This is a genomic window from Paenibacillus sinensis (genome assembly GCF_019904155.1).
Taxonomy (GTDB): Bacteria; Bacillota; Bacilli; order Paenibacillales; family Paenibacillaceae; genus Paenibacillus_AQ; species Paenibacillus_AQ sinensis.
The window spans coordinates 137799-159889 of sequence record NZ_JAHCMB010000117.1 but is presented as its reverse complement, the minus strand read 5'-3'; the positions used below and the strand labels follow the sequence as shown (position 1 = coordinate 159889).

The window sequence follows — 22091 nt, the reverse complement described above, 5'->3', positions numbered from 1 at the left end:
TGCAGCCACCAAATACTCCATCCTAGTAAATGGCACTAAGATTAATGCTGAGGTAAAGATAATTGATGGCACTACATACGTTCCACTGCGAGCGGTGTCTGAAGCCCTGGGCGCTACTGTTTCACTTAATCAAAGTGGAATTATTAACATAATCAGCTCAACAAATAAAGCAGCTACCCCTGTTGCAACCGCTCAACCATCTATCGCAACACCTACTGCAACACCACAGCCAACACAGTCAACAGAACAAGCCACAAGAACTAATCCTGCGAATATAGCTGAAGTAATTCCATTCACCACAACAGGTCTTTCTGATCGGATTACTGGAAATCTATCGGTTTTAAGGACAATCAGAGGCTCTCAAGCATGGAAAATGATTTATGATGCAAACAAATTCAACTCAGCTCCCAAAGATGGATATGAATACATCCTTGCAAGTATAAAAATCGATATCGTCTCAAATATCAATGCCGACAATGCTGTCAGCATAAGCCCTATGGATTTTACTCTTGTGTCTTCTAAAGGTGTAGATTATAGTCGAGAGTCAGTTGTAGTTCCCGATCCCGAAATAAGAACGCAGATTTATGCGGGTGGATCTCAAACCGGATGGGTTGCTTTTCTTACTAAAACGGACGATCCAGCACCTTTAATTGTGTATGGAAGAAAGTATAATGGTTCATCTGGCCTGTGGTTTAAAACAAACTAATAACTTCTTCAAAGACTGCAATAANAAATATGTATGTCATTTAATCTAATCTCCAAGCAGATGTTGATTTGATATATAAACAAGCTCGTTCATCTTGCTTATTGTAATCAGAACGGTTTTGAGGGAACCTTATTTGATCGAAGCCTCATTTGTGACGATTGAATAATTCACCCGCTCCTTGATGTAACTTGATATAATTTCGGATTTGTCTTGATTGAACCCTTTTGTACCTCGTCGATCCCAAGCTGATTACTCAGATGCCACAAACAATCATAGACTTGTTCGCAACTCGTTAAAGTCATCTTTGCCAAGTTACGGGAAGTATAGTAAAGCATAAAGTGTCAATTTGAAGTTCAAAATTAGTCAAAAAAACTCACCCCTCCATTGATTTTCCGTACCCAATAGAGAGGTGAGTTTATGCAATAACTTCCTACCACCAAAATCCTACCTGCGTATCCTAATCCTTACCCTTTCACGACACCTTATGCTCAATCCGCAGCTTGTCGGCAACCATCGCAATGAATTCGCTGTTGGTTGGCTTGGATTTGCTGATATTGATCGTATAGCCGAACAGATGGCTGATGGAATCGATGTTGCCGCGTGTCCAGGCCACCTCAATGGCATGACGGATCGCGCGCTCAACGCGGGAAGGCGTTGTCTTGAATTTCTCGGCAATGGCTGGGTACAGCGTCTTCGTAATGGCCCCAAGAATTTCGATGTTGTTATAGACCATCGTAATGGCTTCGCGAAGATACTGGTAGCCTTTAATATGAGCCGGAACACCGATTTCATGGATAATCGAAGTGATGTTGGCGTCCAGATTCTTGCCTTTGGACAGTAGAACCACATTGGATTTGACCGCAGAAAAGGACGGTGAGCTTGATGCGGACGAGGTCATGATGCTTCCGCTCTGCGTACCGACCAGCTGCCTCACCCGATTGGTCAGCACTTCCATATCAAACGGTTTCAGAATATAATACGAAGCTCCAAGCTGTACGGCCCGCTGTGTTATGTTCTCCTGACCGAAAGCAGTCAGCATGATGATCTTGGGCTGAGGATTCAAATCCATCTCACGCAGGCGTTCCAGTACGCCGAGTCCGTCAAGATGAGGCATGATAATATCAAGGATAAGAACGTCGGGGATTTTACGGACCTGACTCAGCATCTGAACCACTTCTTCGCCATTGTACGCGATACCGGTCACCGTCATATCTTCCTGCTCCGAAATATATTCAGCAAGCAAATTGGTAAATTCCCGGTTATCATCGGCCAATAGCACTTCAATTTTTTGCACAGGCTGTTTCCTCCTTAAAAGAATCTGCTTATCCAAACAGCATTTGATCAATCCTTCTAAGGATTTCGACAGAGAGAATGAATTTCCTTCTGTCGAAAATTATTTTTCTTTATTTATTTTCGGTAATGAATTATAATTATTACTTTTGTTCCATTATTCGATGAAGTTCGGTAATCCTCGACAAAAAATCTTAAGGCTAAACCGCCTTAAGATTGTAGTACAGATTATTGTGAGCCGCTGCGCCGGAATCCTTCAACATCCATTCAATGAAGCAGCCGTAACCCGATTTGGGATCATTCACGAAGACATGCGTAACGGCTCCCACCAGCTTGCCATTCTGGACAATCGGACTCCCGCTCATTCCCTGAACGATCCCTCCGGTCTTATCGATCAGCCTTGGATCGGTAATCCGCAGCACCATCCCCTTCGTGGCCGGCTCGTCCTGACGCGCTACATGTATAATATTTACGTCGAAACGTTCTACACGCTGTCCTTCAACGACCGTAAGAATCTGCGCCGGTCCTTCCTTCACTTCACGGCTCATCGCAACAGGAATCGGTTCACGATACAGACTGTGAGCGGGATTGCTCCCCATTTTGCCGAAAATGCCGAAGTCCGTATTGCTCTCTACATTCCCCAGCACCTGGCTTTCTTTCAGGAAATGAGCCCGCTTCTCCCCGGGGTCTCCGTCCTGGCTCTTGGAAATGGAGGTTACGCTGGATTCAACGATATGGCCGCTGCCGACCACAATCGGTGTACCGGTATTCATATCGGTAATAACATGACCGAGCGCGCCGTACACGCCTTCTCTAGGGGCATAGAAGGTAAGAGTGCCGACCCCTGCCGCCGAATCGCGAATATACAATCCGAGACGCCATACCTTGTCATTCCTGTCGTATGCCGGTTTCAGGACCGCCGAACGCTCTTTTCCCCCACGCATAAAGGTAATGTTCAGCTCCCTGCCTGCTTCGCCGGCATGTTTGACAAGCTCAGCCACCTTGGACATATCGTCCAATTTGGCTCCGTTGATGGAAGTCATGAGATCGCCGGGCTCCAACCCGCTGATCTCGCCGGGTGACATTTTGCTCTCGCGGGATACCTCCACCAGATGGTGGCCAACGACAAGCACTCCCGCTGACTTAACCTTCACGCCGATTGTCTGACCGCCCGGGAACACCTTGATTTCCCGCTGGGCCGAAGCCTGCACTGCATCATTCCGGGCAGGTGAGGCGTAGCCGGAGTCAGATGCGCTAAACCCGGACACACTAAGAAAAAAGGCAATGAAAAGTCCTGGCACAACAATCCTGAGGTTGGGCTTCAATGGCTGTCACGCTCCCTTTTGCTTCTTTCGCTTGACGAAAAAAGTGGTCGCCAATTGCGTACCTATAAGATAACCCTGCCCCCAGGCTTTTATTACTGTCAATACTTAACCTGCCGGCGTTCCGGCAGCCTTGCTGCCCTCCGCCAGACCGAGCATTTCTTGCGCGTGATGCAGCGTTTTTTCGGTAATTTCAACACCACCAAGCATACGGGCCATCTCCATGACGCGCCCCTGGTCATTGAGCGGCTCCACCTCGGTCATCGTGCGGCCATCCTCCACTTTTTTGCGGATCAAATACTGATGGTCGGCCATGCACGCCACCTGCGGAAGATGCGTGATGGAGAACACCTGGCAGGTGGATGACAGCTTGTACAGCTTGTCGGCGATGGACTGCGCAGCGCGTCCGCTGACACCCGTATCGACTTCATCGAAGATCAATACCGGGATATCTTCATGTCTGGCGAAAATACTCTTCATCGCCAGCATAATCCGGGACAGCTCGCCGCCGGAGGCGATTTTGCTGAGCGGGCGCATCGGCTCACCCGGATTGGGCGAGATCATAAACTCGGCGTTGTCGATCCCCTGTCTCGTAAGACGAATGCGCCGGCCATCCACCTCTACACCCCTCGGGTCCTCGAGAAGATCCAGCTTCACTTCAAGCGAAGTCCGTTCCATTTGAAGGTCCTTCAGCTCGCTCTCCACCTGGGAAGCCAACTCGCGGGCACACTTCCGGCGCGCTCCGCTAAGCCGTTCCGCCGAAGTCATAAGCTCACTCAGAAGCCCGTCGCGCTTCGCGGTCAGTTTCGCCAAATATTCGTCTTTATTCTCGAGCAGATCAGTCTCCCGGGCAATCTGCTCGTAATGAGCCAGGATTTGTTCTACGCTGTCGCCGTACTTGCGCCGGAGCGTATTGATGAGATCCAGCCGGGTCTCCACTTCTTCCAGTCTTGCCGGGTTGAATTCAATGTCTTCGCGGTAATCCCGAAGCTGAAAGGAAGCGTCCTCCAGCTGGTAGTAGGAAGATTGCAGCTGCTCAAGCAGCGGTCTCAAGGCCTTCTCGTCGAACCGGACAACATCTTCAAGCATGGAAATGACATTCCCGATCGCCTCCAGACCCTGACGGCCGTTCAAAAGCTCGTACGCACCGGAAATGGAATCCATCATTTTCTCGCTATGGGCTAGTTTGACCCTTTCATCGGAAAGTAATTCATCTTCTCCCGGTTTTAACGCGGCCGCCGAAATTTCCTCCAGCTGAAAACGGTACAGATCCAGCATCTGGTAAGTGCGCTGGCTGGAATCCAGGAGCTCCCTTAATTCCTTCTCAACCGAGGCGAATCTGCCGTATTTCTCCTGATAATCCGCCTTCAGCGGACCGATCACCGCTTCTCCATACGTATCAAGAAGGCTCAAATGGCGGTCCGGACGAAGCAGGTTCTGATGCTCATGCTGCCCGTGTATATTTACAAGCTGCTCTCCGATTTCGCGAAGCATGGTCAGATTGACCATTTGGCCGTTGACCCGGGAAGTGCTCTTCCCCTGGGCGTTCAGCTCTCTCCGGATAATGAGATGCTCTTCCTTCTGGGCCCGTATGCCGAGCCTCTCCAGCGTCGTCCAAACCGAATGGTCATCCGGCAGATTAAACAAGGCTTCCATCTCGGCTTTCTCACAGCCGTAGCGAATGGAATCCGCCGACCCCCGCGCCCCTGCGATCATACCCAGCGCATCGATGATTATCGACTTACCCGCGCCCGTCTCGCCCGTAAGCACATGAAATCCGGGATAAAAATGAACATCAACCGATTCTACGACCGCCAGATTGCGGATCGATAACGTTTCCAGCACGAAAAAAGCACCTCCTAGACTTAACTGCCTGTATCAGATATACCCCAATATCTGGGAAACCACATTCGTACTATCCTGCGCTTCGCGGCAGATGATCAGAATCGTATCATCGCCCGAAATGGTTCCCATAATCTCCGGCCACTCAATACTGTCGATAAGCGCGCAGACCGAGTTGGCGGTACCGGGCAGACATTTCATCACAACCAGATTGCCTGAATAATCAATGTGGACGAAATTGTCCACCAGCACCCGCCTCAACTTCTGGGTCGGATTATAGCGCTGATCGGTCGGCAGTGAATATTTATATCTTCCATCATCCATGGGAACCTTGATGAGCAGCAGCTCCTTGATATCGCGCGAGACCGTTGCCTGGGTAACTTGAAACCCCGCGTCCCTCAGCGCTTCGACCAGCTCGTCCTGGGTTTCGATGTCCCGATGGGTAATGATTTCCCGAATCTTGATATGTCGTTGACCTTTCATGAATGTCCTCCCGTTTGGTTAAAAGATTCTAGTCATTCTCTCCGTCATCCCTGCCGAATGTAATCACATGAACCGCCGCTTCCGGAGTGTTCACATACAGCACGCCCCCAATTTCCGGGTAGATCAGCAGAAAGGGCAGCAGCATGTCCCGAACACCGCTGCCTGTCCATTCCAGCGTTCGGCGCGGGCGTGCCAGCAATACCAGATAGGAAGTCCCGTCATCCGAAGCCGCTACGTAATCGACGAACAGCCGGCTGTATAGCGGCGAACCGTCTACCCGAAAGGAGAGAGGAATCTTGAGCCTTCCGCCTATCACTTCATATCCGGCCTGCTCCAGCAGGCCTATGGCAGGATGCGGAGGAATGTCTTCGTTCAGCGGAAGACGGTCCTGCAGGAAGGAGCGGGGCGAGCTCTGCAGCCATACGTATATGCGGTAGAGGATAAAAACCGCTGCCAGAATGCCGATTATCGCCATAACCGCTTTGTCGGGGCTTCCCGTCATCTCGTCATCACCTCGGTGATGTATTCGAGCCAGGAACTCCGATTCCCTCCCGATTCCCAAAAGAAAGGCGTAAAATCCCACAGTGATTATCATACCCGGATTTCCAGAATGCACTGGATCACCGCGGTGATTTCTATGCCAAGGCCGTCCAAGAGACGACCCTTGGCATGCCGAATTTGATGCTTCAGCTGTAGTATACACGAATAGATGTTCGCCTTTCAAGTGGGCACCGCTTTTCTCTTTGAACGAAGACCAAATTCCGCGCCGCCTCAAGCCGGTTATATCACAACTGCCAATGGAACAAAAGAAAGGCCGCCGATGATCTCGGCAGCCTTAAGCGGCGATCCGCTGTACAATTACGCTATTCCTTATACAGCCCCTGCCGTTACCGGCGCGATGAGCCTCCGGATGTCGGCGCCTGACCTCCGAACGTTCCCGAAGCTTCGGCGGCCACTCTTGCCGCCAGTTCAGCGAACCCGGAGGCAGGTATCCCTGGCGGCGCGTCTTGCGCCGCCTCACCAGTCTCTGCCGGCTCCAGTCTCCAGTGAGCCAGAAATTCAATATTCCCTTCACCGCCCGTAATGGGAGAGAAGGTCAGCCCCAGCAGACGGTAGCCGAGCTCCTCTGCCATACTCAGCACATTCACCAGCACCTCCCGGTGAACGGCAGAGTCCCGGACGACACCCGATTTGCCCACCTTCTCCCTGCCGGCCTCGAACTGCGGTTTGATGAGCGCCACGATATCCGCTGGGCGCTTCAGCAGTTCCTTAAGCGGAGGCAGAATGATTTTGAGCGAAATAAAGGAGACGTCAATGCTCGCAAAATCCGGTGATGGCCCCTTAAGATCGGGCGGCGTCATATAGCGAAAATTAGTCCGCTCCATAACGCAGACGCGCTTGTCCTCCCGGAGCGACCAATCCAGCTGGTTGTAGCCAACATCGATGGCATACACATAACTCGCCCCGTTCTGCAGAGCGCAGTCGGTAAATCCGCCGGTCGAGGCGCCGATATCGAGCATCGTCCGTTCCGTTACGTCGATTCCGAAGGTGCGCAGCGCCTTCTCCAGCTTGAGCCCGCCCCGGCTTACATAGGGATGGACGGCACCCTTCACTTTAAGGACAGAGCTGCGCGGCACCTTCATGCCCGCCTTCTCGATCCGTTCCTCGTCGGCAAGCACAAGACCGGCCATGATTGCGGCCTTCGCTTTCTCCCGGCTCTCATAGAAGCCCTGCTCGACAAGCAGCACATCGATTCTTTCTTTGGGACTGCGTTCTTTCTCTTTACCTTCCATAGTCATCTCCAGCTTGTAGAATATCGCTACCCGAGTAAGGGGTGGGTTATGAGGACGTTGTCGTCTTGCCGTACGGATAAGTACTGACCGCCTTCATCGATTTGATCCGGGCACATAGCCCTTCAACGGTGAGCCCTGTCAACTGCCGCTGCTCTTTGACCGATCCGTGCTCGACAAAGATATCCGGAACTCCCATCAGTTCCACAGTTACATGATGAAGCCCATGCTCGGCGAAGAACTCGAGCACCGCGCTTCCCAGACTGCCCGCCTGGCTCGCTTCCTCCAGCACGACGAGCTTCGTGCCGGCGCGGGCAAGATCAAGCAGCATATCATGGTCCAGCGGCTTCAGGAATCGCGCATTGATGACTCCCGCCTGAATGCCCTCACGCTTCAGTGCCTCGGACGCCTCTTCGGCGATCTGAACCATCGGTCCGCAGGCGATAACCGCCAGATCATCACCGGGACGCAGGCGCTCCCATGAGCCGATCGGCAGACAGCGAAGCTCCGCATCCAGCGGAACGCCGGTTCCGTTGACGCGGGGATAACGATAGGCAATCGGACCGTCGTTATATTCAAGCGCCGTCTTCATCATATGACGCAGCTCGTTCTCGTCCTTCGGCATCATAAGTACGATATTGGGTATGTGCCGCATGAAGGCGATGTCGTAGACGCCCTGATGCGTCTCCCCATCGGCGCCAACGAAGCCGGCCCGGTCAATCGCGAACATGACGTTGGCGTTGTGGCGGCAGATGTCGTGCACAATCTGATCATAAGACCGCTGCATAAAGGTCGAATAGACGGCGAACACCGGCTTCATCCCTTCCATCGCCAGCGCCGCGCACAGTGTCGCCGCATGCTGCTCGGCAATGCCGACATCGATCATTCTTCCCGGGAACGCTTTGGCAAAAGGAAAGAGGCCCGATCCGCCCGGCATGGCCGGCGTAACGGCGATAAGGCGTTCGTCCTGCTTGCCAAGCTCAATCAGCGTCTCGCCGAAGACTTCGGTATACATCGGGTTCCCGACAGCCTTCAGCACCTGACCGGATTCGATCTTATAAGGCGTAATGCCATGCCATTTATAGGAATCGGCTTCCGCCGGCTTATAGCCCTTGCCCTTGGTAGTCAGCACATGAACAAGCACCGGACCCGCAACATTATCCGCCTGATGGAACGTGTCGATCATCGTCTGGATGTCGTGGCCGTCCACCGGTCCCAGATACGTGAAGCCCAGCTCCTCAAACAACACGCCGGGAACCATCATGTACTTCACGCTGTCCTTCATGCGTTCCGCCGTCTTCGCCAGCCGTCCGCCGATAGCCGGAATCTTCTTCAGCAGCGATTCCACTTCGTCCTTGGCGCGCAAATAATGACGGTCCGAGCGAATCTTGCTCAGATAGTTGTGCATGGCCCCTACATTCGGAGCGATGGACATTTCATTGTCGTTAAGAATAACCATCAGCTTGCGCCGCTCATGGCCGATATGGTTCAGCGCTTCAAAGGCCATGCCGCCCGTAAGCGCACCGTCGCCGATCACGGCGACCACCTTATTGTCCTCTCCCTTGAAGTCTCGCGCCATCGCCATTCCCATCGCGGCGGAGAGGGAGGTGCTGCTATGCCCAGCTTCCCAGACGTCATGCTCGCTCTCGGACCGCTTGACGAAGCCGCACAGCCCGTTTGATTTGCGGAGCGTGTCGAAGCGGTCCTTGCGGCCGGTTAATATTTTATGGACGTACGCCTGATGTCCGACATCGAATATGAATTTGTCCCTGGGACTGTCATAGCAGTAATGCAGGGCCAGCGTGAGCTCCACGACTCCCAGGTTGGAGGCCAGATGTCCGCCGGTAACAGACAGCTTCTCAATCAAAAACCGGCGAATCTCTTCCGCCAGCGAGTCTAATTGCTCGATCGATAGCGATTTCAGTTGCTGTGGATCATTCAGTTGTGGAAGCAGCACGTGAATTCCCCGCTTTCCTGATGTTGTAAAGTATAACCCTCATTATAACATAAGTGAAACGGCTGTCGAAAGGCAGCCGTTTCTTGTGACAAGCTCTAGTGGTCTCTCGACATCAAATACTCCGCGATCTCCAGCAGCCGCGACGGGTCAGCGAAACCGCCGTCCAGAACGGCCTCCTTGGCCTCCCCGGTGAGCCGCTCCACTTCCCGGCGCGATTCCTCCAGCCCGATGAAATAAGGATATGTCACCTTCTGCTGGCGGACATCGCTTCCAGTCTTCTTGCCGAGCTTGCCCTCGTCCCCGACAAGATCCAGAATATCATCCTGCACCTGAAAGGCCAGGCCGATATTGATACCAAAGCGCCGGAGCGCCTCCAGCTGCCGCTCGTCCGCTCCCGCAATCCGGCCTCCGGCCAGCAGCGAGAATACGATCAGGTCGCCGGTCTTGTGAAGATGAATGTATTTCAGGCTGTCCAGATCGGTCAGCCCCTGCTCGCCTTCCATGTCGGCGGCCTGTCCGCCGACCATGCCGCGCGGACCGGCCATCTCGGCCAGATCCTCGACGATCGAGAGCACGCGTTCAGCCGGAACGCCGTGAGTCCGCGAAGCCTGGACAACGCTGTAGAAGGCATGCGTCAGCAGCGCGTCACCCGCCAGAATGGCGGGTGCTTCACCGAATACTTTATGATTCGTCAGCCGCCCGCGGCGATAATCATCATCGTCCATCGCGGGAAGATCGTCATGGATCAGCGAATAGGTATGCACCATCTCGATGGCGGCTGCTACGGGAAGCGCGGCTTCCCGGCTTCCGCCGAGCGCCTCGCAGGCCGCGACAACCAGAAGCGGACGCAGCCGTTTGCCTCCGGCAAGCAGCGAATAGCCCATCGCTTCCGCAAGCTTCGCCGGAACTTCCCAATGTGCCGGGAACAGCGCTCCGGGAGACAGGCGGGCGGTTACCAGATCCGCGACGCCGGCGATGTATTCATTCAACGGCTGGCGGCGCTCATTCGGATGGGACATCGCTTCCAGCTCATGCCGGTCTTCCGAATCGTCTCCACGAAGCGCGGCGCTATATTCAGAATTCATCGCCGGCCCCTTCCAGCGCACCGCCGAACGGCTTCTTGCGCAGCTCTCCGTCTTCCTCGACGATCATCTCGATCTTGCGCTCCACCTGCTCCAGCTTGCTTCCGCACAACTGGGAGAGCTTCATGCCCTGCTGAAACAGATCGATCGCCTTCTCCAGCGGAACATCGCCGTGCTCCAGTTCACGCACGATCAGCTCCAGCTGGTCCATCGCTTCCTCAAACCCCAGTTCCGCTTCTTCCTTCGCCATGTTCCTTCGCATCCTCCTTCATTCCCCATACCTGGCAGTCCAGCTGGCCGTCCGCCAGCTTCACAACGACCAGGTCGCCAAGCTGAACCTCACCCAGCGATTTGATCAGGTGCTGTTCCTTCTCGTCATACACCAGGCTGTATCCGCGCGCCATGACTTTCAGCGGGCTCAGCGCGTCCAGCGCTTTGAGCTCCGCCCCGAACCGGGCGCGCTTGTTCCCGATGGCCGCCCTCATGGCGGCGGCCAGCTCCCGCTTGGCGGAGTCGGCGCGCCGCCTCGCGGCGATGACGCCCTCGCGCGGGCTGTGCCGCTCCAGGCGGTGATGCAGCACCGCCTGCCGGTCGCGCGCCCGCGCAGCCTTGGACTCCAGCGCGCGGGTCAGCCGCTGCTGGAGCATGTCCAGCCGCTGCGCGTGCTGGAGCAGGGGCCGGCGCGGATTCGTGAGCGCCGGCGAGCGTCGCAGCGCGTCCAGCCGCTCGCGGCCGCGCTGCGCGCGCCGCTGCAGGCCCTGGCGCAGCAGGCGCTGCTGCTGGCGGAGCTGAAACATCAGCTCCGCCGAGCTCGGCACGGCCAGCTCCGCCGCGGCCGTGGGTGTCGCGGCCCTCAGGTCGGCCGCGAAATCCGCAATCGTAAAGTCGGTCTCATGGCCGACGGCCGAGATGACCGGAATGTCCGACTCGGCGATGGCCCGCGCCACCGCTTCTTCGTTGAATGCCCACAGCTCTTCCAGCGAGCCGCCGCCTCTGCCGACGATGAGCACGTCGGCCTCGCCCATGGCATTCAGGTTCCGGATCGCCTTCACGATGGAAGGAGCAGCCGTCTTCCCCTGGACAAGCACAGGATACAGCACGATCTCCACCTGCGGGAAACGCCGGTGGAGGGTGATCAGAATATCCCGGACCGCCGCTCCCGTCGGCGACGTTACGACGCCTATGCACTTGGGATAACCGGGAAGCGGCCGCTTCCGTTCCGGATCGAACAGTCCTTCCTGCTCCAGCTTCTTCTTCAGCTGCTCATACGCCAGATACAGACTTCCGATGCCGTCGGGCTGCATATGGGTGGCGTAGAACTGGTATTGTCCGTCCCGCTCGTACACCGTTACATTGCCTCTGGCGATAACCCGCGAACCTTCCTTCGGCACAAAAGGCAGCCGCTGGTTATGAGACGCGAACATAATCGCCTTGATCCGGCTGCTCTCATCTTTCAGCGTGAAGTACATATGCCCGCTGCCGTGATGCGTGAAGTTCGAAATCTCTCCTCGAATCCACACATCGGAAAGCACGGTATCGGAGTCCAGCTTCATGCGGATGTAGCGGTTCAGATCTTTAATGGAGAATACTTTGCGGTCCGCCATGGAGCGGACTCCCTATTCCAGACCGCGGCGGCGCTTCGCTGCCGTCAGGGTGTTCACCATCAGCATTGTGATGGTCATAGGGCCTACGCCGCCGGGAACCGGCGTAATATGGCTCGCGACTTCCTTCACGCTCTCATAATCGACGTCGCCGGCCAGCTTGCCGTTATCGAGCCGGTTCATGCCAACATCGATTACAACCGCACCCGGTTTCACGTAAGACGCGTCAACGAAGTTAGCGCGGCCGATCGCCACTACGAGCACGTCGGCCAGTTTGCACAGCTCGGGCATATTTTTCGTGCGGGAATGACACATCGTCACCGTCGCGTTCTCCCGCTGCAACAGCAGGGACACCGGCTTGCCGACAATGTTGCTGCGTCCGATAACGACCGCGTGCTTGCCGGACAGATCAAGGCCCGTCCGTTTGATCAGTTCGATCACACCGGCCGGTGTACAGGGCAGCAGGCTGTCATCGCCGATGACGAGATTGCCGACATTGACCGGGTGGAAGCCGTCCACATCCTTTTCTACAGAGATAGCGTCGATTACCGCCTTTTCGTCGATATGCTTGGGAAGCGGAAGCTGAACCAGAATGCCGTCGATATCATCATCGTTGTTCAGCTCATCCACCAGAGCGAGCAGCTGCTCCTGCGAGGTGGAAGCGGGCAGCCGGTGCACAACCGAATGGAAGCCCAGGCTGATGCAGGTCTTCTCTTTGCTGTTCACATACACCTGTGAACCCGGATCTTCGCCAACCAGCACGACGGCCAAACCGGGCTTGACGCCGCGTTCCGCAAGGGCTGCGACCTCCTTGGCGATATCTACGCGTATTTCCTCGGAAACCAATTTACCGCTGATGATTGCTGCTGTCATGATTCGCTTCTCTCCTTGTTCTGAAGTTATGGGACAGACTGGCGGCACAGCCGCCTACGCCTGTTAGGCATGCAACACTAAATCTACTCTACGAATATCAAGCGATATTGCTCAGGTTAAGGCATGAACGCATTACCAGCCGACTAATTTTGTCTTTCCTTCAGCTTCTCCAGATCCTGAATCATCTTGCCCAGTACACCGTTGACAAACTTTCCGGAATCCTCTGTACCGAAATGCTTGGCGAGCTCGATCGCCTCATTGACAGCTACCTTGGCCGGCACATCGTTCAGATAGATCATTTCGTAGGCGGCCAGACGCAGAATTTGACGATCCACACGCGAGAGACGGCTCATCTGCCAGCCTTTCAAGTAATGCTCCAGCATATCGTCGATCGCGGGCTTGGCCTCCCAAATGCCGTTGACATGGCTGAGCACATAATCCCGCATCAACGCCTCGTCTCCGATGGTCCGGTCCGTCTCGTTCTCCTCAGCTGCTTCTTCCAGCAGCATGCTCACGGCTTCACTGCTCTCCACTTCATTCATTTCCATCTGATACAGGCTTTGAACCACAATTTCTCTTGCTACGCGTCTTTTCATTTGTACCTCCTTCATATACTAACAGCCGGATTCCGGCCAGGGGAATTACAGCGTATGTAACATCCGTCCACGGCTCTCCCTGATAATGTCGTCATCCGGTTTCGATTCCATACGAAAGGCGGAAGGCGATAATCGAAGAGTCCCTTCCCCCTTAACTTGCAGACTGCATCTTATCTGAGCATTTGCATCAATCCATAGAATCGAATTAGGCAAAATACCGATATTTTTATAAAAAAACCGCGCCAGTCCTCATTCGGAGTTCATTCACAGGCTAACCGGTTTCGCTCCCGAAAGAAAGACTTTTAGCGCGGTTCATTTAAAAGGACGCCAGCGGGATGACAGCCGCTCCAGCAGCTCCCGCCAAGGAAGCAGAGGAGCCTGCGCGTCTTTTCGTCCGCCAAGCGTATACCCGATGAACACAACCAGTGCAAAGAACAGCATATCCCAAAAACCGCTAATTAAATAAATGATGCCTAGCAGCAGACCGAACGCCACTCCCGTTATTCTGCCTCCGTGACTTTCCCATATTTCTCTCCAGGGCATAGGGGAAACCCACCTCTATTCCACTCGACTTTTGAAGCTGGGGGACTGTGCAAGGTTCGCAATATAGACCGACACATCAGCTACCGGTACGCCCGTCGTTTCCTGCACATATTCATGAACCTGGCGCTGAATTTCAGACGTCAAGAGCGGCAGCGAATGATCGCCGTCGACGACGCCGCGGATCATAATTTCAAGGCCCGCCTGGGACACGCGGATACGCGACTTCAGATCCCGGATGCCTTTGACCCGTCCTGCAGCCTTCAAACTTAAATTCTCGATCGTCTCCATGGAGATTTGAATATCCCCATACTCCGTCCGCTGATCGACTGAAAGACTGGAAGTACGGTCCCGGCGCAGCGAGATATAGAAGAAGCGGATGCTGAGCAAGAACAGAATGACCGAGCCGGCGACCGCAGCGATGTAGACCGTGTTCCAGTCACGGATCTCCAGATTCCAGGGCACGACGCCGCTTAGCAGCAGGAGAGCAATTACCGATAATATTCCGATGCTTAAGCTGTACAGAAACAGCAGAAGTCTGTCCAAAATTTTGGCCACGAACTGCATAACCTCCTTAAAATAGAGAAACCCTCGACCAAAAGCGTCGGGGGTTCAAGGAAAGCCCCACACGATTGGTGGGGCTGTCGTTTGATGCTTGCTCAGGTACACCTGCTAGGGACCCCGGAAATGTATGGATTCTTCAGGCTGCTTCGCCAGAGTCCTTATTTGACGCGAAGAGCAGAATCCGTATCCTCTACGCTTACACTCTTCTCGGCAGCTTTGAACTGAACATCGTGAATCTGTACGTTCACTTCCACCACGGTCAGGCCGGTCATTGTCTCAATGGAGCGCTTGACGTTGCGCTGAATTTCCGCCGCTACCTCTGGAAGACGGTTGCCGTACTCCACGATAACGGATACATCCACCGCCGCCTCGCGCTGGCCGACTTCCACTTTAACGCCCTTTGAAAGGTTCTTGCGGCCCAGCAGCTCGACAATGCCTCCGGCAAATCCGCCGCTCATACCGGCGACGCCCTTGACCTCAACGGTCGCGAGCCCCGCGATAATCTCGATTACCTCCGGAGCGATCTGGATTTCACCGATTTCCGTTCGTTCGAATTCTGTCGGCAATGTACTCATAATTGTCCCCCACACCTTTCAACTTAGTTCATACTGGCCTAAGCGCAAGTTCGTTTCTCATTAAACATACTATATCATTTGCCGATCTTTATGACAAACAATGCGGCCATGCCCTAAATTTCATTTTCCTCAAGGAATTTAATATCGAAATTGCCGTCCAGGAACACCGGATGCTCCAGAAGTCTCTGATGGAACGGGATGGTCGTATGAATGCCTTCCACGGCAAATTCAGCCAAGGCTCGCTTCATCTTCTGCACCGCTTCCTGACGGGTCGGCGCCCAGACAATCAGCTTCGCGATCATGGAATCGTAGAAAGGCGAAATCGTGCAGCCGGGATAGGCGGCGCTGTCGACTCGGACGCCGAGCCCGCCCGGAGGCAGATAGAATCCGATCTTGCCCGGCGAAGGCATGAAGTTCTTCGCAGGGTCCTCTGCGTTGATCCGGCATTCGATCGCCCAGCCGCTGATTGTGATATCGTCCTGCGTGAAGGACAGCGGATTGCCCTCCGCTACCGAAATCATTTCCTTGATCAGATCGACGCCTGTCACCATTTCGGTAACCGGATGTTCAACCTGGATTCGGGTATTCATCTCCATGAAATAGAACTGCCCGTCCGACCCGAGGAGGAACTCCAGCGTCCCGGCGCCGGAGTATCCGACAGCTTGAGCCGCCCGCACGGCCGCTTCGCCCATGGCCTGCCGAATATCCGGAGTGAGCACCGGGCAAGGCGCCTCTTCGACAAGCTTCTGCCGCCGGCGCTGCACGGAGCAATCGCGTTCGCCCAAGTGAACCACGTTGCCATGATTGTCGGCGATAATCTGGATCTCGACATGCTTCATGCCTGTCAGATATTTCTCCAGGTATACGCCTGCGTTGCCGAACGCCTTCTGGGCTTCCTGCTGGGCAGCGATGATCTGCTTGACCAGCGACTCCTCGTCCTCGGCAATGCGGATTCCCTTGCCTCCGCCGCCGGCGGTCGCCTTGACGATAATCGGATAGCCGATCTCCCGGCCGAGCAGAACCGCATCATCCACATCTTCAACCAGACCGTCCGAGCCGGGAATGACAGGAACCCCCGCCTTCTTCATCGTATCCTTCGCCACAGCCTTGTCACCCATTCGGGTAATGGCTTCCGGAGACGGTCCGATAAAGATGATGTTGCAGGACCCGCAAATTTCGGCAAAATCGGCGTTCTCGGCCAGAAAGCCGTAGCCGGGATGAATGGCGTCGCATTCGGTAAGGGTGGCGACACTCATAATATTCGTGAAATTCAGATAACTGTCTTTGGATGCCGTAGGGCCGATGCAATACGCTTCGTCGGCAAGCCGGACATGAAGCGAATCGCGGTCGGGCTCCGAATAGACGGCTACAGTTGAAATGCCGAGTTCGCGGCAGGCGCGAATGATCCGGACGGCGATTTCACCCCTGTTGGCAATCAGCACTTTATGGATATTCATCTCTGTCCTCCCAAGGATAAACATCTGCCTTCGTTTAGAATGCCAAACGTTTATCGAGAAATCTAAATCCAACTTTAAGCGCGGAGCTTATAATCCTTGAATTCCAGAAAGAAACGGCGGCATTCCCCCGACTGCCCGTTGCCTTAAGCCAGCAATGCGACACGGTTCCATGCCGTCCGTCTCCAATTGAAATATGAGGCTACTCCGGTTTCACCAGGAACAGCGGCTGGCCATACTCAACCAACTGGCCGTTCTCGGCCAGAACCGAGACGATCTCGCCGCGCACTTCGGCTTCAAGCTCGTTCATGAGCTTCATCGCCTCGATGATGCATACCGTCGATTTCTCGGATACCTTATCCCCTTCGCTGATGAAAGGAGGAGAATCCGGCGAAGCCGAGGTATAGAACGTTCCCACCATTGGAGATACGATTTTATGTAAATTTCCCTCTGCAGAAGCTTGTGGCGATTCCTGCGGTGCTGCGGCCGGAGCCGTTTGAATGATCGGCTGGGATACAGGAGCCTGCGGAGCCGGCGTAAAAGGATACGGATAAGGAGCTGCCGGAACTGCATGTGCTTCCGTAGCTTCGGACCGGTCCGGCTTGCGGATGGCCAGTTTCATTCCTTCGCTTTCGATCTCCAGTTCATGGACGGAGGAAGTCTGGTCCAGCAGTTTGATCAATTCCTTTATTTCGCTTAATTTGAACATTTCGATCCATTCACTCCTTCAGCTTTCTCTTGAAACCACAACTCGGCCGATAGCCTGTTCCTTCGAATGACGTTATGTATTATATCATAAACGCAGGAAATAGAAAGAGCCCGGAACAAGCCCGGGCTCTTTCGACAATTGTTCTGTTTTTTCGATTATCACTGCTCCGATACATGCTGAACACTCACTTTATCCTGGGATACGCTGAGCTCCTTCATGATAAGATCAATGATGCCCGCCGCCTGTTTCACATTCAGCTTGTCGCTCAGCACAACCACCTTGTAGGTGTCTTCTCCCTCTTCCTTGACGATGGCGTCGCCGTACTGCTGCTGCAATTGCTCTTCAATGCTTGTAATTTTGGACTCCTTCTCCTCAAGCTTGTTCAGCTGCTGCTGGGCGGCGGCACTCTCCTCCGGCGTCTTATCCATATTGTTGATGACAGCCATCAGATCGTTCTGCTCCTTCAGGTTATTCTGCTCACGCTCGTAGAGATAGTTGGTGAACATGCTGGAAGCCGAAGCGCTCTGCGAGGCGACCTGATCGAGCACAGCGGCGTCTTTCTTCGAGACGCCGCTGTCGTCTCCCGCCGACGTCGATTTATCCGACCCGGTCTTGCCCGCTGAGGCGGTTGCCTTCGGAGATGCGGATGCGGATGCAGCGGGGCTCTGACTAGCAGCCGGCGCCGATGGAGTGATCGCTTCCTTGGAGCTTCCGGTGCCTTCAGCCGAAGCGGCGCCGTTGTCTCCGGCGGCTGCGGATGAAGCGTCAGCCGTAGTCTTGCCGTCAGCGCTGGCGGTGCTGCCGTTATCCGCGGCGGCTGTGTTGTCATTCGATGCGGACTGACCGGCGGAAGCCGTGGAGTCATTCGCCGAAGCAGCATCCTGAGGCGTCACTTCACTGACTGTAGCACCGCCGTCTGCGAGCGTTGATCCGCCGTTCTTCACGGAATCCACCTGGATGGTTCCCGCCGTCTCCTTCGGGGACGAAACGCCCGAGTCCTCCGTGAATAAATAGTAAGCGGAGAGCACCACCATCAAGCTGAGCATGGACACCAACCAGATTGTCTGTCTTTTTCCGTTCATCCTTCTTCCTCCTTATTCATGTTCTTGCGGCTAAAGTCTATTGCCATAAGGGTAAGCGCCAGGGAGCGCACCACCCGGAAGACTGCCTATTCCTGCTTTCTCGGCACAACAGAGATGCGGTAGCTCGGCACGTTGAGCGCTTTTTGAACAGCCTGCTCGATCAGACCTTTCACCACCTTGTTCTCTGCCCCCTTGGCTACGATCAGTACGCCCCGGACCTGGGGCTTGATCTTCTTTGTGACGATCGGCGTCTCGTCCCCCGAGTTGCTGTAGGTGACGATTTCACCGTCTCTCGTGTAGGTTGTCGTATGACGTTTGCCGCCGTTCGCGTCCGTCTCGTCGCTGAGCTGCTGGGAGTCATTGACATTGCGCTGTACGACAACCTCCTCCGTGGAATCTACGGTTACCAAGATGTCCACCGTCCCCACGCCGACGATCTGCTCCAGAATCCCCTTTAGCCGGTTCTCCATTTCCCGTTCGATTCCGTCAAACGAGCTGGAGTCATCTCCCGTCTGCTCCTGCAGGGTCGCCTGGGAGCTCTGGGAGGCCGGTGGCTCTCGCCCCGTATTGTTGCTGTCCAGCTTCTTCACATTGACGAAGGAATTGAACAGCATAATCGCCACGCCCAGCAGAGCCAGAATCAGGAGCCAGCGTAATGTAATCGACCGCTTCGGGTTCTCTCCGCCGCCTACCAGTTTCTCCAGCTTCTTCAGCCAGTTGCCCATCTTGCTCTCCTCCTCTTACTGCCGGCCGGCCCCGGCGTAGGACTGTTTATCTTGTGTTCCGGTCACCGTTATCACATTCCGGTCCAAATTCCAGTTCTTCGCGAGCAGCGCGGTTACGGTGTCTCGTTCGGTACGATCCTCCTCAGCCTGTGCGCCTGCCTCCGTATTACTGACATCCTGCTGCGCGGGCTGACGCTCCTGCTCATCCCCTATCTGCACCGAGATGCCGGCCACCGGCTCGACCGTGATCGGTGAACCCGTCTCGCTGCCCGCATTACCGCTGCCCACCGCAGCAGGACTTGACGATAAGCTAACGTCGACCCTCTTGATGACAGGCACATCGCCGCCGTCCTTGCCGGTTACTCCGAGTGATACCGATACCTTCACTCCCCGGCGCCCGGTCGCAGCCGCTATTTCCTCTTTCATCTGCCCGGCAATTTGCCCTGCGGCGAGCTTCAGGCTCTGCTCCTGGCTTCCGGAAGCCAGCTTGCGTCCGTTGGCTAGAATAGCCGCCAGCTCCTTGCTCTCCTTCCCGCTGTTCCCGCCTTCCTCTTCTACCGTCCGGCTGAGCGCCAGACTGAGCTGCGAGGCGGCGTCTCCCTTTAGCAGTGAGACGATAGGGCTTAGAATCGTCAGCAGAACCAGCAGGCTCAGCACCAGCCTTGCATACCGCTCCATTGATTTGCTCGGCAGCAGCAGCTCGATGAAGCCCGCCAGCAGCACAATCAATATGATTTCACGCAGCCATCCTGAGAGCCAGCTCATGCTCCACCTCCCGTCCACTCCGGATCATCGCATCATCACCGTCACGTTGCCGGCGGCGACCAGGATTGTAACGGCCAGAAAGAACATCAGCGAGACCGCCGCCAGCGCCGCGAACACATACACCATGCTCTTGCCGATCTGCTGCAGACAGGCGACGATCGGAGTGTCGCCCAGCGGCTGCATCACCGCTCCCGCCACATTGTAGATCAGCGCAAGCACCAGAATTTTGATGGCCGGGAACGCGCAGAGGAACAGGATGATGATGATGCCCGACAATCCGATTGCGTTCTTGACCAGAAGTGAAGCGGAAACTACGGTGTCGGTGGCGTCAGCGAACATTTTGCCGATAACGGGAACGAAGGTGCCGCTCACATACTTGGCCGCCCGCAGCGTCACGCCATCCGTGACGGAGCTCGTTATGCCCCTGACCGATATGACGCCGAGAAACACGGTCAGCAGAACCCCGAGTACGCCGGTGCCGATATTGCGAAGGAGGTTCGCCAGCTGGGTAAGCTTGTATTTATCCGATACCGAGCTGACCAGATGAAGCACCGCCGAGAAGAACAGCAGCGGGAACACCATCGTATCGATCAGTATGCCGACCAGGTGAATCATGAAGACGATCAGCGGGTGAGTCACCGAGACGGTGACGAGGTTCCCCATGGATGCCAGCAGCGCGAACAGAAGCGGAACCATGGCCATCATGAAATCAATCATCCGGTCGATGGCGTCCTTGGCGTAGCCGACCGCGACGCTGAAGCTGTTCACCGCGATAACGACCACGACCATGAAGCAAATCATGTACGCCACCCGGCTGACCGTCTTTCGCTCAAACGCCGTCTGCAGCGTCTCCAGAATCATGCTAAGCACGCTGATCATTACGATGGTGACCAGAAGCTTGCCGTTGAACATTACCTCATGCCACATATAGTTCAGCAGTCCGTACAGCACGCTCTGCATGCTGATTCCTTTCCCCCCGGGCAGCAGCATGTCCATGAGGGAAGGAGTTGTACCTTCCGGAAAAAAACCGCCGTAATCCTTCATCAACTGGTTCCAGTATTTCTCTACGCCGTCTTTCGGAAGATCTTCGACCTGGCTTCTGACCCACTCATTGACTGCGCCTGATGATCCTCCGCCGCTCCCGCCTGATGCTCCGCCTGTGCCTGTACCGGAATTTGCGTCCTGAACGCCCGCCGCGGAACCGTCGCCACTCCATCCGCCGGCGTCTGCGGCCAGGCCGGATGATGAGGATAGCCCCTCTCCCTGTCCGAGGTCCGTACTCCCCTGCAGGCCGGAGCCTGCATTGGAATCCGAGGTCGCCCAGGCAGCTTCCGAAGAGCTTCCGGTCGTTCCGGTTCCGGCGGCTTCGGCAAAGGCCAGTCCGGTTCCCGCGCACAGGAAGAGCAGAAGGGCCAGCAGGAGATACATGGACCGTCCGGCCCTCGGCGGACGAAAAATGGCTCTTTTCCCCATAACGGCTCCTCCTCTCGCGGAAATTGGTTCAGCCTTGCATATTTGAATCTTACAGACATCAGGCCGGAAGCAGCTTCATAACAGTCTCTATGATGATGCCGATAATCGGGACCGCCAGCGTCATAATCAGCACCTTGCCCGCCAGCTCGATCTTGGAAGCAACCGATTCCTGCCCGGCGTCACGGACGATTTGGGCTCCAAACTCCGCGATATAGGAGATGCCGATGATTTTGAAGATCGTCTTCATATATACCGTCTCCATTCCCGACGACTCCGCCAGATGCTGGAGCGTGGAGATGACACCGCCGATTTTGCCGAGCAGCACCATGAAGATCAGAATGCCGGTCACCGTAGCCAGCAGGAAGGCGAACACCGGCTTTTGTTCCTTCAGGACCAGAATAAGCACGGTCGCCAGAAGTCCGACGCCTACAATTTGAATGATTTCCATGGCGGATTATTGAAAAAGGAAAATCGTTTTGATTTCCTGCAGCAGCCCGTCCAGCATCCTTACGACCATGAAGAGGACGACGACAAAACCGATAACGGTGACCCAGTGCGCGAAGTCCTCTTTGCCCATCTGCTTCAGAACGGTATGAATCATGGCGATTATGATGCCGATGCCGGCAATTTGGAAGATCGCATTCACTTCGATATTCATCCCT

The 22091-nt window shown here is 55.1% G+C and carries 24 protein-coding genes; 1 reads left to right on the top strand and 23 read right to left on the bottom strand.

The annotated features are described in order from the left end of the window. Positions 1 to 706 (top strand): stalk domain-containing protein (locus KIH86_RS12515; RefSeq protein ID WP_223110489.1); only part of this gene is annotated, 706 nt, incomplete at its 5' end. Positions 707 to 1178: 472 nt separating this feature from the next. Here the strand turns inward: KIH86_RS12515 and spo0A are convergent. The 23 genes from spo0A to spoIIIAC all read right to left on the bottom strand — a co-directional run bounded on the left by spo0A (position 1179) and on the right by spoIIIAC (position 22087). Further along, complete coding sequence (gene spo0A, locus KIH86_RS12510) at positions 1179 to 2000, bottom strand: sporulation transcription factor Spo0A (protein WP_223086279.1); 822 nt, start codon at positions 1998 to 2000, stop codon at positions 1179 to 1181. 196 nt (positions 2001 to 2196) lie between these two features. Then, a complete protein-coding gene (gene spoIVB / locus KIH86_RS12505; protein ID WP_407672272.1) occupies positions 2197 to 3264 on the bottom strand; it encodes a SpoIVB peptidase in 1068 nt (355 codons plus the stop codon). A 162-nt stretch (positions 3265 to 3426) separates the two neighbouring features. After that, positions 3427 to 5163 (bottom strand): DNA repair protein RecN, encoded by a 1737-nt coding sequence (recN, locus tag KIH86_RS12500; RefSeq protein ID WP_223086277.1) that lies wholly within the window; start codon positions 5161 to 5163, stop codon positions 3427 to 3429. Positions 5164 to 5196: 33 nt separating this feature from the next. Next, positions 5197 to 5643, bottom strand: a complete 447-nt coding sequence (gene ahrC / locus KIH86_RS12495) for a transcriptional regulator AhrC/ArgR (RefSeq protein ID WP_223086276.1) — start codon at positions 5641 to 5643, stop codon at positions 5197 to 5199. Positions 5644 to 5671: 28 nt separating this feature from the next. Continuing rightward, positions 5672 to 6145 carry a hypothetical protein gene (locus KIH86_RS12490; protein WP_223086275.1) on the bottom strand — a complete coding sequence of 158 codons (474 nt, stop codon included), beginning with the start codon at positions 6143 to 6145 and terminating at the stop codon, positions 5672 to 5674. 385 nt (positions 6146 to 6530) lie between these two features. Further along, positions 6531 to 7436: a TlyA family RNA methyltransferase gene (locus KIH86_RS12485; RefSeq protein WP_223086274.1), complete on the bottom strand. Its 906-nt coding sequence runs from the start codon at positions 7434 to 7436 to the stop codon at positions 6531 to 6533. Positions 7437 to 7482: 46 nt separating this feature from the next. Next, the gene (dxs, locus tag KIH86_RS12480; protein WP_223086273.1) at positions 7483 to 9390 is read right to left on the bottom strand and encodes a 1-deoxy-D-xylulose-5-phosphate synthase; all 1908 of its coding nucleotides are present in this window, start codon (positions 9388 to 9390) and stop codon (positions 7483 to 7485) included. A 95-nt stretch (positions 9391 to 9485) separates the two neighbouring features. Next, positions 9486 to 10409 (bottom strand): polyprenyl synthetase family protein, encoded by a 924-nt coding sequence (locus tag KIH86_RS12475; RefSeq protein ID WP_223087650.1) that lies wholly within the window; start codon positions 10407 to 10409, stop codon positions 9486 to 9488. Between the two features lie 55 nt (positions 10410 to 10464). Then, positions 10465 to 10722, bottom strand: coding sequence for an exodeoxyribonuclease VII small subunit (gene xseB / locus KIH86_RS12470; RefSeq protein WP_223086272.1), 258 nt, complete (start codon positions 10720 to 10722; stop codon positions 10465 to 10467). Further along, positions 10691 to 12076: an exodeoxyribonuclease VII large subunit gene (gene xseA / locus KIH86_RS12465; RefSeq protein WP_223086271.1), complete on the bottom strand. Its 1386-nt coding sequence runs from the start codon at positions 12074 to 12076 to the stop codon at positions 10691 to 10693. Before xseA ends, xseB begins: the two co-directional genes overlap by 32 nt. A 12-nt stretch (positions 12077 to 12088) precedes the next feature. Further along, on the bottom strand, positions 12089 to 12946 hold the full coding sequence (gene folD, locus KIH86_RS12460; protein WP_223086270.1) for a bifunctional methylenetetrahydrofolate dehydrogenase/methenyltetrahydrofolate cyclohydrolase FolD: 858 nt from the start codon (positions 12944 to 12946) through the stop codon (positions 12089 to 12091). Positions 12947 to 13089: 143 nt separating this feature from the next. After that, complete coding sequence (gene nusB / locus KIH86_RS12455) at positions 13090 to 13542, bottom strand: transcription antitermination factor NusB (protein ID WP_223086269.1); 453 nt, start codon at positions 13540 to 13542, stop codon at positions 13090 to 13092. A gap of 312 nt (positions 13543 to 13854) precedes the next feature. Continuing rightward, positions 13855 to 14085, bottom strand: a complete 231-nt coding sequence (locus KIH86_RS12450) for a DUF2273 domain-containing protein (RefSeq protein WP_223086268.1) — start codon at positions 14083 to 14085, stop codon at positions 13855 to 13857. 15 nt (positions 14086 to 14100) lie between these two features. Then, entirely contained in the window at positions 14101 to 14640 is a 540-nt protein-coding gene (amaP, locus tag KIH86_RS12445) for an alkaline shock response membrane anchor protein AmaP (protein WP_223086267.1), read from the bottom strand. A 164-nt stretch (positions 14641 to 14804) separates the two neighbouring features. Next, positions 14805 to 15221 (bottom strand): Asp23/Gls24 family envelope stress response protein, encoded by a 417-nt coding sequence (locus KIH86_RS12440; RefSeq protein WP_223086266.1) that lies wholly within the window; start codon positions 15219 to 15221, stop codon positions 14805 to 14807. 113 nt (positions 15222 to 15334) lie between these two features. Beyond that, on the bottom strand, positions 15335 to 16678 hold the full coding sequence (gene accC / locus KIH86_RS12435; RefSeq protein WP_223086265.1) for an acetyl-CoA carboxylase biotin carboxylase subunit: 1344 nt from the start codon (positions 16676 to 16678) through the stop codon (positions 15335 to 15337). Positions 16679 to 16877: 199 nt separating this feature from the next. Continuing rightward, positions 16878 to 17384 carry an acetyl-CoA carboxylase biotin carboxyl carrier protein gene (gene accB / locus KIH86_RS12430; protein ID WP_223086264.1) on the bottom strand — a complete coding sequence of 169 codons (507 nt, stop codon included), beginning with the start codon at positions 17382 to 17384 and terminating at the stop codon, positions 16878 to 16880. 158 nt (positions 17385 to 17542) lie between these two features. Beyond that, complete coding sequence (locus KIH86_RS12425) at positions 17543 to 18466, bottom strand: SpoIIIAH-like family protein (protein ID WP_223086263.1); 924 nt, start codon at positions 18464 to 18466, stop codon at positions 17543 to 17545. An 86-nt stretch (positions 18467 to 18552) separates the two neighbouring features. Continuing rightward, positions 18553 to 19191, bottom strand: a complete 639-nt coding sequence (spoIIIAG, locus tag KIH86_RS12420; protein ID WP_223086262.1) for a stage III sporulation protein AG — start codon at positions 19189 to 19191, stop codon at positions 18553 to 18555. Between the two features lie 15 nt (positions 19192 to 19206). After that, a complete protein-coding gene (spoIIIAF, locus tag KIH86_RS12415; protein WP_223086261.1) occupies positions 19207 to 19956 on the bottom strand; it encodes a stage III sporulation protein AF in 750 nt (249 codons plus the stop codon). A 24-nt stretch (positions 19957 to 19980) separates the two neighbouring features. Beyond that, the gene (spoIIIAE, locus tag KIH86_RS12410; protein WP_235775388.1) at positions 19981 to 21429 is read right to left on the bottom strand and encodes a stage III sporulation protein AE; all 1449 of its coding nucleotides are present in this window, start codon (positions 21427 to 21429) and stop codon (positions 19981 to 19983) included. A 58-nt stretch (positions 21430 to 21487) separates the two neighbouring features. Next, positions 21488 to 21877, bottom strand: coding sequence for a stage III sporulation protein AD (gene spoIIIAD, locus KIH86_RS12405; RefSeq protein WP_223086260.1), 390 nt, complete (start codon positions 21875 to 21877; stop codon positions 21488 to 21490). A gap of 6 nt (positions 21878 to 21883) precedes the next feature. After that, positions 21884 to 22087 carry a stage III sporulation protein AC gene (spoIIIAC, locus tag KIH86_RS12400; protein WP_038697299.1) on the bottom strand — a complete coding sequence of 68 codons (204 nt, stop codon included), beginning with the start codon at positions 22085 to 22087 and terminating at the stop codon, positions 21884 to 21886. Positions 22088 to 22091 lie beyond the last annotated feature (4 nt).